This is a genomic window from Pseudomonas sp. 43mfcvi1.1 (assembly GCF_900115935.1).
GTDB classification, from domain to species: domain Bacteria; phylum Pseudomonadota; class Gammaproteobacteria; order Pseudomonadales; family Pseudomonadaceae; genus Aquipseudomonas; species Aquipseudomonas bijieensis.
The window spans coordinates 312,995-326,633 of the sequence record NZ_UETT01000002.1; the positions used below are offsets into that span (position 1 = coordinate 312,995).

The window sequence follows — 13,639 nt, forward strand, 5'->3', positions numbered from 1 at the left end:
GCCAAAGTTATCCAAGGCTGCCATTCATCAGGTGCGCCGCACTGAGAAGGTGTCACGGCCTCAAAAAGACACCACGTACCTGTTTGCAGACTCAGGAGGTCCCATGAGCCATCCTCAAGACCCAACCACGCCCCAGGCAGTGGACAACCCTAACGACGACGGCTTCGTCCTCGGCACCGCCGGCCGCGATGAAGACCCCAACGCCGCCCCGTCCTACGCCACCGACCGCCGCCACGACCGGGATGAACTGACCCCTGAAGACGCCCGCGGCATGCCCGGCTATCCCGAGGAAAAACCACCGGCCAACCCCAAGGAGAAGGGGGTTGAAGAGGCAGAGTCGGGGATCGAGACGCCTGAGCAGGGGAACGATAAGGTTGGATGAGCAGGCAGACGGTTTGGGCGGGCGATGAACCACTCAAAGCCAGTCAGAAACATTGTGGCGAGGGGATTTAGCGAAACGTCGCACCGCCCCGCTCGGCTGCGAAGCAGTCGTAACCCGGCTGATGCGGTTTATCTGCTGCACCACGTTGACTGGTTTTTGGGGCTGCTTCGCAACCCAACGGGGATAAATCCCCTCGCCACAGAAGCTTCGTCTGTTTTCATCACTCTTGCCGAAATTATCGCAGTTTGCGATTAGCCAAGTCCGTGGTTAACTCGTCCATAGCAAAATGAGATGAGTAAAAAGATGAGTCCGCTGATCGAACAAGTCGCCGCCCATTGGGAGTTTGTGTCGCCCCTGCTGCGTAAGCCCAGGAGCGAAGAGGATTACGACCGGTTGGCTGCAGCGCTCGATGAATTGTTGGAGTTGGTTGGCGAAGAAGAAGCCCATCCGCTGATGAGCCTGGTGGACATCATCGGTGAATGGATCGAGGCCTGGGATCATCAACACCGGCCGATGCCCAAGGCTACTGGCGTTGAGGCGCTTCGTTATCTGATGCGTGAACACGGTTTGAGCCAGAGCGATTTGCCGGGCATAGGCACCCAGTCGGTGGTGTCGGAGATATTGAGCGGCAAGCGCCAGCTCAATTTAAGGCAGATCCGCTGGCTGGCGGAGCGCTTCGGCGTATCGGTTGAGACCTTTATTTGATGGCTTGGCGTACTGTGGCGAGGGAGCTTGCTCCCGCTCGGCTGCGAAGCAGTCGTCGCTTTTGAGGTTTTGGGGCCGCTGCGCAGCCCAGCGGGAGCAAGCTCCCTCGCCACAGGGGGATGCGTTATGTCGACTGGCGTGGTTCGACACTGTCCAGTGCGCTGTTCGCCAATAAGCTGCTCAGCTCGATCAATTGCTGAATACCCATGGCAACGTGCCGCCTGGAACCTTTCAGGTCGAATGCCAGGTCACTGATCATGGCGTTGGCCGAGGCTAGGTTTTCGCTGAGGTTGGCGAGCAGGGTTTCGGTGTCGACGCCATTGACGACGGTGAACAGTTGGCTGGGATCAGCCTCGGGTTTGCTGGGTTTTGGGTTGAGGTAGTAGTCGAGGACGCGGTCGGCCGTTTCGTCGAATTCTTTTGAGTTTGGGTGGGCTGGATCGGTATCAGGCGGGTTGGGGGTTGCTTTGAACATGGCGAATCTCCGTGATTGGTTGAGCCGCCACGACCTATCGCTAAACAAGTAAAGGTGGCGGCTGTACGCAGGTTAGCGATCCGGGTCACAGAAACCCCGGGTAGACCAGAAGGTCTCCCACGCACAGCCACCATTAAGCAAATTGCAGATGTAAAAGACTGCAATCGAGACTGGGCATTGTTGCGTCTGTGTTGAGTCGGATCGCTAAACCCGATCGCTGATTTTCAGCGACGGGGAAACGATAGAGCCCGACCCCAAGGCGCACAAGCCGGCGGATTCTGGCGTAGTTGTAGGCAATGGCGCAAGGCGGCGTAGCCTGGTCCTGAGTGGTCCTACATCGAAATAAACGCGGTGACTGCAGTGCTCTTGTGGCGAGGGGATTTAGCGAAACGTCGCACCGCCCCGCTCGGCTGCGAAGCAGTCGTAATCCGGCTGACGCGGTTTATCTGTTGCACCGCGCTGCCTGGTTCTTGGGGCTGCTGCGCAGCCCTGCGGGGATAAATCCCCTCGCCACAGGGTTATGTGTTTGGCGGGAAGGTTACGACGAACAGCTGATCTCCAGGTGCTTGCCCCATTCCGGCGGACGTTGCGCGTAGCTGTCCATGCCCGGTTGTTCTTCGAACGGCTTGCTCAGCACTGTGTGCAGGCGGCGGACTTCTTCGTAGTCGCCTGATTCGGCGGCGTCGATGGCTTTCTGCGCGAGGTAGTTACGCAGCACATACAGTGGGTTGACGGCATGCATGCGGGCTCGGCGCAGGTCCTGATCGACAACGCCTTCGCGGTTGACGCGGGCAATATACAGCTCGCCCCAGGCATCGAAACCCTTGAGGTCGACGAAGTCGTCGCGCAGGTTGGCAATGGCCAGTTCGGGTGATCGATCGCCCAGCCGACGGAAGAACAGGCTGTAGTCGACGCCGCTGTTCTGCATCAGTTGCAGCAGGCGCTCCACCAGTTTCTGGTCATCTTCTTCGGCAAGGGTCAGGCCGAGGCGGCGGCGCATCAGGTCCAGGTAGTGGGCCTGGAACAGTGGCAAGTACAGGCCGAGGGTTTCGCGCAGGGCTTCGACGCTGATGAACGGCGTCAGGGCCTGGGCCAGGGCGCTGAGATTCCACTGACCGATGGGCACTTGGTTGCTGAATGAGTAGCGGCCCTGGTCATCGGAGTGGTTGCAGATGAAATTGGCGTCGAAGTCGTCGAGGAAGGCGAACGGCCCGAAGTCGAAGGTGATGCCCAGGATCGACATGTTGTCGGTGTTCATCACGCCGTGGCAGAAACCGTAGGCCTGCCATTTGGCAATCAGCTCGGCGTTGCGCTCGACGATCTCGCGGAACATCGCCAGGTACGGCTCCGGCTGCTCGCGGCACTCGGCAAAATGCAGGTTCAACACGTGCTCGGCGAGGGCCGCGTGCAGCTCGGGCTTCTTGGTGTAGTAGAAATATTCGAAATGGCCGAAGCGCACGTGGCTGGGTGCCAGGCGCAGCACCATGGCGGCGCGCTCCTGTTTTTCGCGCCACACCGGGGTGTCCGAACCGATCACGCACAAGGCGCGGGTGGTGGGGATGCCCAGGGCGTGCAGGGCTTCGGAGGCGAGGAATTCGCGGATCGAGGAACGCAGCACTGCCCGCCCATCGCCCATCCGTGAGAACGGCGTCTGGCCGGCACCCTTGAGGTGCAGGTCCCAATGCTCGCCGGCCTCGTTGTACACCTCGCCCAGCAGCAACCCACGGCCATCGCCCAATTGCGGGTTGTAGTGACCGAACTGATGCCCCGAATACACCATCGCCCGGGGCTCGGTTTCGGCCCAGAGCTTATGGCCGCCGAAGATCTCGGCAAACAGCGGAGCCTCGGCTTCGGCCGGATCCAGGTCCAGTAACGCCATGGCGGCCGGGCTGGCGACCACCAGTCGCGGATTGTCGATGGGCTCGGGCAGCACGTGGGTCGATAACCCGTCGCCCAGGCGGGCGAAACGGTTATCGAAGGTCAACGTTTCCAGCGTTTTCATGGCCGTCTCCGGCGCGAGGCCTTCAGGCAGCGCGCATCAGTCGAGTGTTTCTTGCGGCGGCTCGGGTACCGGCTTGATGCTGGCAACAGCCGAAGGCACGGGTGCGATGGTCTTTTTGTCGGGCTCGGCAGGCACCAGTTTGTATTCCTGGCCTTGCATGTTCTTCAGATAGATTTCCATCTGCCGGAAGGAGATGTTGATGTGCTCCTTCTTGAACTCTCGGTTGATGAAACGGTTGATCTCGTCCAGTACCGGGTTGCGGTCACCGAGGTCGCGCACGTGCATGCGTAGCTCATGGTCCAGGGTGCTTTCACCGAAGTTCAGGAAGTACACGATCGGTTCCGGCTCCTTCAGTACCCGTGGGTTTTCACGGGCGGCCTTGAGCAGCAGTTCGCGCACCCGATCCAGGTCCGAGCCGTAGTCCACGCCCAGTTTCAGGGTCACCCGGGTCACGGTGTCGGTCAACGACCAGTTGATCAGTTGCCCGGTGATGAAGGTCTTGTTCGGGACGATGATGTCCTTGCGGTCGAAGTCGGTGATGGTGGTCGCGCGGATGCGGATCTTGCTGACGGTGCCCGACAGGTTGCCGATGGTGATGGTGTCGCCGATGCGCACCGGACGCTCGAACAGGATCATGATCCCGGAGATGAAGTTGGCGAAGATCTCCTGCATGCCGAAACCCAGGCCCACCGACAGTGCGGCCACCAGCCATTGCAGTTTGTCCCAGCTCACGCCCAGGGTGGACAGCGTGGTGACGAAGCCGACACCGGCGATCACATAGGACAGCAGCGTGGTGGTGGCATAGGCACTGCCCTGGGCCAGGTTCAGTTTCGACAGTACGAACACTTCCAACAGGCCCGGCAGGTTGCGTGCCAGGGCGAAGGTGATGCCGATGATGATCAACGCGCCGAGCATGTCGCCGATACTGATCGGCACCATGCTCATGTTGACGCCGGTGCCGCTGGTGTATTCGTAGAGGGTGATGTTGTCCAGGTACGAGAACACGCTGATCAGGTCCGACCAGACCCAGTACAACGCGGCGATGAAGCCGCCGAGCAAGGCCAGGCGGATCAGGCGCAGGGACTGCTCGTTGACCTTCTCGATGTCCAGGGTCGGCTCCTCGACCACCGCTTCGCCGTCGCCGGCTTCCTTGGCGGCCTGGCGCTTGGCCAAGGCACGCTGGTAGGCCAGGCGCCGCGCCGCCACCGACAGGCCGCGCACGAAGGTCGCCTCGATCACCAGCCAGAACATCAGCAGGTACAGGGTATTGATCAACCGGTCGCTGAGCTTCAGTGCGGTGTAGTAGTAGCCGAAGCACACCGCCACGAACAGCGCGATCGGCAGCGCGGTGAACAGCACCCCGACGGCCTTGCGGAACAGCGAGGTGTTCTTGTGTGTCGGGCTACTCAGCAACAGGCGGCTGAGCAACCACGCCATCAGCGCGTAGCAGGTCAGTACCACCGGCATGCCGAGCACGTCATCGGCCAGGGTCGAGGGCTGCAACTCGGCCACGGCCACCACGGCCACCAACGCCAGCACCACCAGCCCAAGCCGGCGGATCCAGCCCTGGAGGAATTCGACCTGGGGTTTCTCCCAGCGGAAATGCAATTCGGCCACGCCGCCCGGGGCCAACACCCGATAGGCGGTGTAGAACACCAGCCAGGCCTGGCCGATCTGCAGCAGCGCCGCGCCGAGGTTGGCGTTCTGGCCGCGGGCGTCGATCTGCAAGGCATAGCCGCAGAGGGTCAGCGCCAGGGCCACCGGCATTGCCAGGAGGATATTGATCAGGATCGCCTGGGGCGTGTGCCACTGGCTGTCGCGCTTGAAGTGACCAACGTCCTGGTGAACCTTGTTCAAGCGCGCATAAAGATTCTTGCGCCGCCACAGCAGTGCCCCAATCAGCAGCGCCAGGGGCAGGAACAGCAGCGGACGCTGGGTCAGGCCATCGGCCAGCTCACTGAGGCTCGAAGCCCAGGGCAGCGAATCGATCTGTTTTTCCAGGCGCATCGGCACGCCGCGCATCCATTCGAAATCCAGCGGCTTGTTGCTGGGAATCCAGAACATCTGCTCTTCAAGCGTCGCCCGCAGGTTCTGGGCGGTGCTGAGCAGTTGCTTCTGGTTGAGCTGCAGGGTGATGGATTCGTTGAGCACTGCGCTCAATTCGCGGTTCAGCCGTTCCAGCAGGTCGACGCGGGTCAGTGCCAGTTCCAGCAAGGTCTTGCGCAGTTGCGGCGTGGCCTGTTCCGATGGCTGGGAGGCCAGCAGGTTGTCGACATAGGCACTGGGATTGTTCAGCAGCTCACGTTGTTGGCTGACTTCGAACTGGTACAGGCGGATGTCGGCGATCTGGTCGGCCAGGTTCTGGTCCAGCTTGAGGCGCGGCAGGGTCTGGCGCTGCTTGTAGAGGATCTTGGAGAGCAGCAGGCTGCCCTTGAGCACGCTGATCTGCTCGTCCAGGGCGGCGTCGGTCTGGGTGACGCTGTCCAGCAGTTGCTTGGTCTGCAAGTTCTGCTGGGTCACCTCGTTGAGGCGGTCGGTGCTTTTGAGCAGGTAGTCGGAGAGCTTCAGGTTGGCCGCGCTTTCGGTCGCCAGCAAGCTGCTGCCACCGGCCTTCTGGGCTTCGATGGATTGCTGGGTCACCGTCTCCTGGGACTGGGCCAGGCGCTTCTGGTTGATCAGGTTTTGCAGGTCCTGGATTTCCTGCTCCGTGCGGGCGATTTTTTCCATCAGCAAATCGTGTTGACCGTTGCCCAGATCCTGCAGTTGGCTGTTGCCGGCCAGCTCCTGGCGGCGTAGCGGAATCAGCGCGTTGAGCGCCGCCAACTCGGCGTTGAGCTGGTCGCGTTGCTCGGCGCTCAGGGTTTTGCCGGCGTCTCGACCGGCCTTGAGGATGGTGTTGATTTGCTGGATGCGGGTCTGGCTGCTGGAGATTTCCGCCTGGGCACGCTCGGGACGGGTCTGGGCGGTGATGATCAGGCTGTTGGCGTCGGCCAGGGCTTTTTGCAGATCACCCTGCTGGGTGGAGCGATCCGAGAGCATTTGCTCAAGCTGGGGAATCGGCAGGTTGGCATAGCGTTGCGCCACCGGCACCACCGTGGTGCCCTTGAGCCGCGCCAGTTCGCGCTGGTTCTCGATGTTCTGCTTGGGCGCGGTGGCCAGTTGCTGTTTGAGCGCCTGCAACTTCTGTTCGTAGTCGGCCTTGTTGCTGAGCTGGGTCAGCGTGTTCTGCAAGACGGCCTGCAGGGCTTTCTGGTCGGCTTCCGGCAGTTTGCGGTCGGCGATCTTGTCCAGGCTGGCCTGCACCGAAGCACTGGAGGGAAGATCAGCGGCTTGCAGTGTGCAGACGGAGAGACTCAAGCCCAGCAGGGCGATGGCGAAAAAGGAGCGCAGGGTAGGCATAGAGACCGGTCGAGCAAGTGAGAGTGGGAGCAGTTTAGAGGAACAAGCCGGGACCCGGGCGACTTCCTTCGGGGAATCTGACGCCCACTTTGCCGATCTTGTTCCCGTCCATGGCCGCGACGGTCCACAGGGTGTTGTTCCAATCCACCTGGTCGCCGACCACCGGCGCGCCGCCGACTTTCTGGGCAATGAAGCGCCCCAGGGACATGTCCGGATCGATGCCATCCAGTTGCAATCCGTACAGGGCGGCAACCGCGGCCAACTGGGCGTCTCCTTCGAGTACGAAGTCGCCGAAAAAGCGCAAATCAAGGCCCCGTTGCGGCGCTTGGCTGAACAGTTTTCCAAGGGCCGGCAAATCATGTTCATGGCCGATAACACAGAGCAAATCATCGACTTCCAACACCGTACTACCCGACGGATGGAGCAGTTGTTGGCCGCGAAACAGTGCAGCGATGCGCGTGCCTTCGGGCATTTTCAGGTCCCGCAGGGGCGAGCCGATGCACCATTTTTCCGCGCCCAGGCGATAGATGAACAGCTCCCATTCGCTGGTGACGTGCACTTCCAGCGCCGCCCGGGAAATCGGCAGCGGCTCGGGCGGGACGGTCACGTGCAGCAACTTGGCGACCCACGGCAGGCTCGTGCCCTGCACCAGCAGCGAGACCAGCACGATGAAGAACGCCAGGTTGAAATAGAGTTGGGCGTGGGGCAGGCCGGCCATCAGCGGGAACACGGCGAGAATGATCGGCACCGCGCCGCGCAGGCCGACCCAGGAAATAAAGGCTTTTTCGCGACCATGGAACGCCTTGAATGGCAGCAGGCCCACCATGACCGACAGCGGGCGCGCGAACAGGATCATCCACAGCGCCAGGCCCAGGGCCGGCAGGGCAATGGGCAGCAGGTCGTGGGGCGTGACCAGCAGCCCCAGCACCAGGAACATGCCGATCTGCGCCAGCCAGGCCATGCCATCGAGCATGTGCAGGATGCCGTGGCGGCTGCGTACCGGACGGTTGCCCAGCACCAGGCCACACAGGTACACCGCCAGGAAACCACTGCCGTGCAGGGCGTTGGTCAGGGCGAACACGGCCAGGCCGCCGCTGATGACCAGGATCGGGTAGAGGCCGTTGGCCAGGTTGATGCGATTGACCAGTTGCAGCATCAGCCAGCCACCGCCCAGGCCAAGCACCGAGCCAATGCCGAACTCGCGCACCAGATGTCCCAGCAGGCTCCAGTGCAGGCCGGTTTCGCCACTGGCGAGCATGCCGATCAGGGTGACGGTGAGGAACACCGCCATGGGGTCGTTACTGCCGGACTCGATCTCGAGGGTGGCGCTGACCCGCTCGTTCAGGCCCTTGCCGCCCAGTAGTGAAAACACTGCCGCCGCATCCGTCGAGCCGACGATGGCGCCGATCAGCAGGCCCTGGATCAGGTTCAGGTTGAACAGCCACGCCGCCGCCAGGCCGGTCAGTCCAGTGGTGATCAATACCCCGACCGTGGCCAGCGACAACGCCGGCCACAGCGCCACGCGAAAGCTCGACACCCGCGTGCGCAAGCCGCCGTCGAGCAGAATGACAGCCAATGCGAGATTGCCGACCAGGTAGGCCGTGGCGTAGTTATCGAAAAGAATACCGGCGCCATCGACACCGGCCACCATGCCCACGGCCAGGATGATCACCAGGATCGGGATACCCAGGCGGGACGAAAGAGAACTCACCAGGATGCTCGCACCTACCAGCAACGCGCCGATCAAGAACAGGCTGTTGATGGTCGTCGCAGTCAAAGGCGTTACTCCGGGAAAACTGAAGGGCGGGCACAGACTGACCATGCAGTCTGCGTGCCAGCGATTCTAACCTGTTGAAATGTGATGCTGTCAAAAAAGGTTGGGGGATCGGGTTCTGGGCGCAGCCCTTGTGGCGAGGGAGCTTGCTCCCGCTCGGCTGCGAAGCAGTCGTCGCTTTTGAAGTTTTGGGGCCGCTTCGCAGCCCAGCGGGAGCAAGCTCCCTCGCCACAACAGCATTGATCGCTCATGGATTGTGAGCGATCAATGGTTTGCGGTTAAAGGCTGAACCGTCCAACCATGCTGTTCAGGTCCACGGCCAGGCGCGACAGTTCGGTACTGGCGGCGCTGGTCTGGTTGGCGCCGGTGGCCGATTGCACCGACAGGTCGCGGATGTTCACCAGGTTGCGGTCCACTTCGCGGGCCACTTGGGCCTGCTCCTCGGCGGCGCTGGCAATCACCAGGTTGCGTTCGTTGATCTCGACGATGGCGGTGTTGATGGTGTCCAGGGACATGCCGGCGCCGCGAGCGATGTTCAGCGTCGACTCGGCGCGTTCGGTGCTGTTGCGCATCGAATCCACGGCCTGTTCGGTGCCGTTCTGGATACTGCCGATCATGCGTTCGATCTCGCTGGTCGATTGCTGCGTGCGGTGAGCCAGGGCGCGGACCTCGTCGGCGACCACGGCAAAACCACGACCGGCCTCACCGGCACGGGCCGCTTCGATAGCGGCGTTCAGCGCCAACAGGTTGGTCTGGTCGGCCAGGCCACGGATCACGTCCAGCACCTTGCCGATATCGCGGGACTCATTGGCCAGGTTGCCAATCAGCGTGGCAGTGCTTTGCACGTCGGCGCTCATGCGTTCGATGGCGCTGACGGTTTCCTGCACCAGGTCACGGCCATCACCGGCGGAAGTCGTGGCGTCTTTCGATGCTTCGGAGGTGCTGACCGCATTGCGCGCCACTTCTTCCACGGCACTGGTCATTTCGTTGACTGCCGTGGCGGCCTGTTCGATTTCGTTGTTCTGCTGGGTCAGGCCACGGGCGCTTTCGTCAGTGACGGCGTTGAGCTCTTCGGCCGCCGACGCAAGTTGTGTGGCCGAGCCAGAAATCCGCTGCAGGGTGTCGCGCAGTTTCTCCTGCATGGTCGCCATCGCTTTGAGCAGGCGACCGGCTTCATCGGTGCCATCGACGGTGATTGGCCGGGTCAGGTTGCCCTTGGCGATTTCCTCGGCGGCGTCCAGGGCATTGGCAATCGGCTTGGTAATGCTATTGGTCAGCAGCCAGGCGAACAGCAGGGTCAGGCCGGTGGCGATGACCAGCAGCGTGACGACCAGCATGAAGGCTTTTGAATATTGCTGCTCAGCGCTCTGGTTGAAAGCCTCGGCCTGGTGGTTATTGATTTCCAGCAGGCGGCCCAGGATTGCGTTGATGGCTTCGGAGTTGCTCAGCAGTTCGGTGTTGAGCAATACCCGCAGTTCCTCGATCTGATTATTGCGCGACAGGGTTTTCATCCGCTCTTCGAGCTGACGGTACTGACCCAGCAGTTGCACATACTGATCGTAGGCGGCCCGTTCTTCCGGGGCGCTGATGAGTTTTTCGTAGGCCGTCTGGGCGGCGCGGATCTGTTGGTTGCGTTGCTCGAACAGATCGTAGGTTTTCTGCTGGATGTCCGGTTCGCGGTTGGTCAGCAAGCGATAGGACAGCACCCGCAGACGCAGGGTGAGCTGGGTGAACTCATCCAGGGCCTTGATGCTGGGCACGCTGTTGCGGGCGATGCTTTCGCCAGAGGTGCGGATGTTGCTCATCTGGGCCAGGGCAAACACCCCGAGGGCCAGCATCAGGGCGCCTATCAGGGCAAACCCCAGGAACGCCCGCGGCGCGATGTTCATATTACGTAGAGACATGGGAAGTACCGGAAGAAGACGCGTCCGTGCGGGGCTGTGACTGCTGTTCCCTGACTTATCGGTCATACGACTGAAGTCTTGAGGCCGACGCGTGCTTTTGTCGCAGGGCAACACCTACCGTGCGACGAAGGGTAGGAACCAGATTCCCGAATCGCAGTCTCTACAGCTCGCGAGCGAAGCACCGCCGCCGTGTAACCGTGGCATCGGCGGTGACTTTTCTTTATCGTACGCGCCCCTTGAAAATGCCTGGAAATCAATATGTTGGAAACATCCCTCAGCCAGCTGGAGCAACTGGTCAACGACCTGGTGCAACAGAACCGTCACCTCACCGGCCTGAACGAAACCCTGAGCGCGGAACTTGCCAGGGCCAAGGATGAAAACGAGAGCCTGCAACTGAGCCTGATGGAACAGGAAGAACTGCACGGCGCTACCGCTGCCCGCATCCAGGCGTTGATCGAGCGCGCCAGCGCCGGTCCTGTCAGCGCATGAAGCACGGCGCCGATGGGGTGACAGTCATCTCGATCCTGGGAGAAGACTATTCAATCAAGGCCCCGGCCGGGCAGGAGCAGGCCCTGCTGGACGCCGCTGCCATGCTCAAGGCCGCCCTGGCCGATACCAAGAGGAAATACCCGACGCTGATCGGTGATCGCCTGCTGGTACTGGCGGCGATGAACCTGTGTTCGCAACAGATGGAAATGCAAAAGGCTCATCAAGCGGAACTCGACCGTTACCAAGAGCAAGTCAGCGCCACGGTCGAGGTGATTGCCAAGACTATTCAGCAGGCCTGAACCTGCGACGGGCTTGTGCAGCAGTGTTGTCTGCACCTGAGTCATCGCGAGCAGGCTCGCTCCCACATAGGGGCTAAGTGGACATAAAATCTGTGTTCACCCCGTTCCACTGTGGGAGCGAGCCTGCTCGCGATCGGTTTTCAGCCCCGCACAAGAGCAGGCTCAGAACCACTCATCCCGCATCCCCAGGCACGTATCATCCCGCGTCTCGAGCAGCTCCAGCTCATGGTGACACCCCGGCACTTCCCAGGTCAGGAAGTACCGCGCCGCTTGCAGCTTGCCCTTATAGAAGTCGCTGTCCGCCTCGTTCCCCTTGGCCAAACCTTCCTCGGCCCGAATCGCCTGTTCCAGCCAGCGCCAGCCAATCACCATGTGACCAAACACCTTGAGGTACAGCGCCGAGTTGGCGAGACTGCTGTTGACCTTGCCTTGGGCCAGGTCCGTCAGCAGGCCGAGGGTAACCGTTTGCAGGCGTGCTACCAGCGCTTCCAGTGGTTGGCGCAATGGCGTCAGTGATGCGTGGGCCTGGGCGCGCTCAGTGGTGTCGGCCACCAGCCGGATCAATTGCTTGAGGCCAGCGCCGCCGTTCTGCGCCAGCTTGCGCCCCAGCAGGTCCAGGGACTGGATGCCGTGGGTGCCTTCATGGATCGGGTTCAGGCGGTTGTCGCGGTAATACTGCTCCACCGGGTATTCGCGGGTGTAGCCGTGGCCGCCAAGAATCTGAATCGCCAGCTCGTTGGCCTTCAGGCAGAACTCCGAGGGCCAGGATTTGACGATAGGGGTCAGCAAATCCAGCAGCTCATGGGCGCGCCGGCGCTCGGCTTCGCTTTCCAGGGTGGTGGTGTCGTCGAACAGCCGCGCGGCGTACAGGCCCAGGTCAAATGAACCTTCAACGTAGGCCTTCTGGGTCAGCAGCATGCGGCGTACGTCGGCGTGCTGGATGATCGCCACCGGCGGCGTAGTCGGGTCCTTGCTGTCGGGTACCCGGCCCTGCGGGCGCTCGCGGGCGTATTCAAGTGAATACAGGTAGCCGGCGTAACCCAGCATCACCGCGCCCATGCCGACGCCGATCCGTGCCTCGTTCATCATCTGGAACATGTAGCTCAGGCCGTGGTGCGGTTTGCCTACGAGGTAACCGACACATTCGCCGTTGTCGCCGAAGTTCAGCGCGGTAGAGGTGGTGCCACGCCAGCCCATTTTGTGGAACAGCCCCGCCAGCAGCACATCGTTGCGCGGGCCGAGGCTGCCGTCGTCGTTGACCAGGAACTTGGGCACGATAAACAGCGAAATGCCTTTCACGCCAGGCGGTGCATCCGGCAGTTTCGCCAGCACCATGTGCACGATGTTTTCCGATAGCGGATGATCGCCGCCGGAGATGAAGATCTTGTTGCCCTTGAGTCGGTAGGTGCCGTCGGACGCCGGCTCCGCGCGTGTACGAATATCCGACAGCGAAGAACCTGCATGTGGCTCGGTCAGGGCCATGGTGCCGAAGAAGCGGCCGTCGATCATCGGTTGCAGGAAGCGTTGCTTTTGCTCCTCGCTGCCGAAGCTCTCGATCAGATTCGCCGCGCCCATGGTCAGGAACGGGTAAGAGGTCGAAGCGGCGTTGGCCGATTGGAAATGCGCGAAGCAGGCCTGGGACAACAACGTCGGCAGTTGCATACCGCCAGCCTCGAAGCTGCGTGCGGCATTGAGAAAGCCAGCCTCGAGGAAGGCATCCACCGCCGGTTTCACCTCGGGAATCAGAATCGCCTCGCCGTTCTCGTAGCGCGGTTCGTTTTCATCGTTCTTGCGGTTGTGGGGCGCGAAAAATTTCTCGGCGATGCTGCGGGCCGTAGCGAGGGCTGCGTCGAAGGTTTCGCGATTGTGCTCGGCAAACCGCTCGCGCTGGGTCAGGCCCTCGGCATCGAGGACTTCATACAGCTCGAAAGCCAGATTGCGGGAACTGAGCAACGTCTCGGACATGGCGGCCTACCTTTTTTTGGAATGGGCCGAGTCTAGGCGTGGGAATAGAGGCTGAACAGGATGATTGATGGCAGTGATGCAGAGGTTAGGGCGACACTAATTCAATATGGGAGCGAGTTTTGTGGGAGCAAGGCTTGCCCGCGATGAAAGCGCCGCGGTCTCTTGAGGACCGCAGCGCCTGGGTCGCGAGCAAGCTTTGCTCCCACAAAACTCGCACATAGGGTTTCTATGACCAGGCACCCATT

At 61.5% G+C, this 13,639-nt stretch carries 10 protein-coding genes; 4 read left to right on the forward strand and 6 right to left on the reverse strand.

Annotated elements, in window-relative coordinates:
- Positions 1-103: 103 nt before the first annotated feature.
- Entirely contained in the window at positions 104-382 is a 279-nt protein-coding gene (locus tag DTP52_RS04825; protein WP_109752088.1) for a hypothetical protein, read from the forward strand.
- Positions 383-685: 303 nt separating this feature from the next.
- Entirely contained in the window at positions 686-1,087 is a 402-nt protein-coding gene (locus DTP52_RS04830; protein WP_109752089.1) for a type II toxin-antitoxin system HigA family antitoxin, read from the forward strand.
- A 124-nt stretch (positions 1,088-1,211) separates the two neighbouring features.
- Here the strand turns inward: DTP52_RS04830 and DTP52_RS04840 are convergent, their stop codons facing one another.
- The 5 genes from DTP52_RS04840 to DTP52_RS04865 form a co-directional block, all read right to left on the reverse strand.
- Positions 1,212-1,562 carry a DUF6124 family protein gene (locus DTP52_RS04840; protein WP_109752090.1) on the reverse strand — a complete coding sequence of 117 codons (351 nt, stop codon included), beginning with the start codon at positions 1,560-1,562 and terminating at the stop codon, positions 1,212-1,214.
- Between the two features lie 538 nt (positions 1,563-2,100).
- Positions 2,101-3,564 (reverse strand): protein adenylyltransferase SelO, encoded by a 1,464-nt coding sequence (gene selO, locus DTP52_RS04850; protein ID WP_109752091.1) that lies wholly within the window; start codon positions 3,562-3,564, stop codon positions 2,101-2,103.
- A gap of 36 nt (positions 3,565-3,600) precedes the next feature.
- Complete coding sequence (gene mscK / locus DTP52_RS04855) at positions 3,601-6,963, reverse strand: mechanosensitive channel MscK (protein ID WP_109752092.1); 3,363 nt, start codon at positions 6,961-6,963, stop codon at positions 3,601-3,603.
- A gap of 34 nt (positions 6,964-6,997) precedes the next feature.
- Entirely contained in the window at positions 6,998-8,740 is a 1,743-nt protein-coding gene (locus DTP52_RS04860; RefSeq protein ID WP_109752093.1) for a potassium/proton antiporter, read from the reverse strand.
- Between the two features lie 275 nt (positions 8,741-9,015).
- On the reverse strand, positions 9,016-10,641 hold the full coding sequence (locus DTP52_RS04865; RefSeq protein ID WP_109752094.1) for a methyl-accepting chemotaxis protein: 1,626 nt from the start codon (positions 10,639-10,641) through the stop codon (positions 9,016-9,018).
- A gap of 258 nt (positions 10,642-10,899) precedes the next feature.
- Here DTP52_RS04865 and DTP52_RS04870 point away from each other — a divergent pair, with 258 nt between their 5' ends.
- The gene (locus DTP52_RS04870) at positions 10,900-11,130 is read left to right on the forward strand and encodes a hypothetical protein (RefSeq protein ID WP_109752095.1); all 231 of its coding nucleotides are present in this window, start codon (positions 10,900-10,902) and stop codon (positions 11,128-11,130) included.
- Positions 11,127-11,429 carry a cell division protein ZapA gene (locus DTP52_RS04875; protein WP_109752096.1) on the forward strand — a complete coding sequence of 101 codons (303 nt, stop codon included), beginning with the start codon at positions 11,127-11,129 and terminating at the stop codon, positions 11,427-11,429. The genes DTP52_RS04870 and DTP52_RS04875 overlap by 4 nt, the downstream gene beginning before the upstream one ends.
- Before the next feature lie 162 nt (positions 11,430-11,591).
- Here the strand turns inward: DTP52_RS04875 and DTP52_RS04880 are convergent, their stop codons facing one another.
- Positions 11,592-13,394 carry an acyl-CoA dehydrogenase gene (locus tag DTP52_RS04880; RefSeq protein WP_109752097.1) on the reverse strand — a complete coding sequence of 601 codons (1,803 nt, stop codon included), beginning with the start codon at positions 13,392-13,394 and terminating at the stop codon, positions 11,592-11,594.
- Between the last annotated feature and the right edge of the window lie 245 nt (positions 13,395-13,639).

Bases quoted from the DNA above. Each gene is read 5' to 3' on its own strand.
- DTP52_RS04875 (WP_109752096.1), top strand. From the start codon at position 11,127: ATGAAGCACGGCGCCGATGGGGTGACAGTCATCTCGATCCTGGGAGAA.
- mscK (WP_109752092.1), bottom strand. From the start codon at position 6,963: ATGCCTACCCTGCGCTCCTTTTTCGCCATCGCCCTGCTGGGCTTGAGT.
- DTP52_RS04880 (WP_109752097.1), bottom strand. From the start codon at position 13,394: ATGTCCGAGACGTTGCTCAGTTCCCGCAATCTGGCTTTCGAGCTGTAT.
- DTP52_RS04830 (WP_109752089.1), top strand. From the start codon at position 686: ATGAGTCCGCTGATCGAACAAGTCGCCGCCCATTGGGAGTTTGTGTCG.
- DTP52_RS04840 (WP_109752090.1), bottom strand. From the start codon at position 1,562: ATGTTCAAAGCAACCCCCAACCCGCCTGATACCGATCCAGCCCACCCA.
- selO (WP_109752091.1), bottom strand. From the start codon at position 3,564: ATGAAAACGCTGGAAACGTTGACCTTCGATAACCGTTTCGCCCGCCTG.
- DTP52_RS04865 (WP_109752094.1), bottom strand. From the start codon at position 10,641: ATGTCTCTACGTAATATGAACATCGCGCCGCGGGCGTTCCTGGGGTTT.
- DTP52_RS04870 (WP_109752095.1), top strand. From the start codon at position 10,900: ATGTTGGAAACATCCCTCAGCCAGCTGGAGCAACTGGTCAACGACCTG.
- DTP52_RS04825 (WP_109752088.1), top strand. From the start codon at position 104: ATGAGCCATCCTCAAGACCCAACCACGCCCCAGGCAGTGGACAACCCT.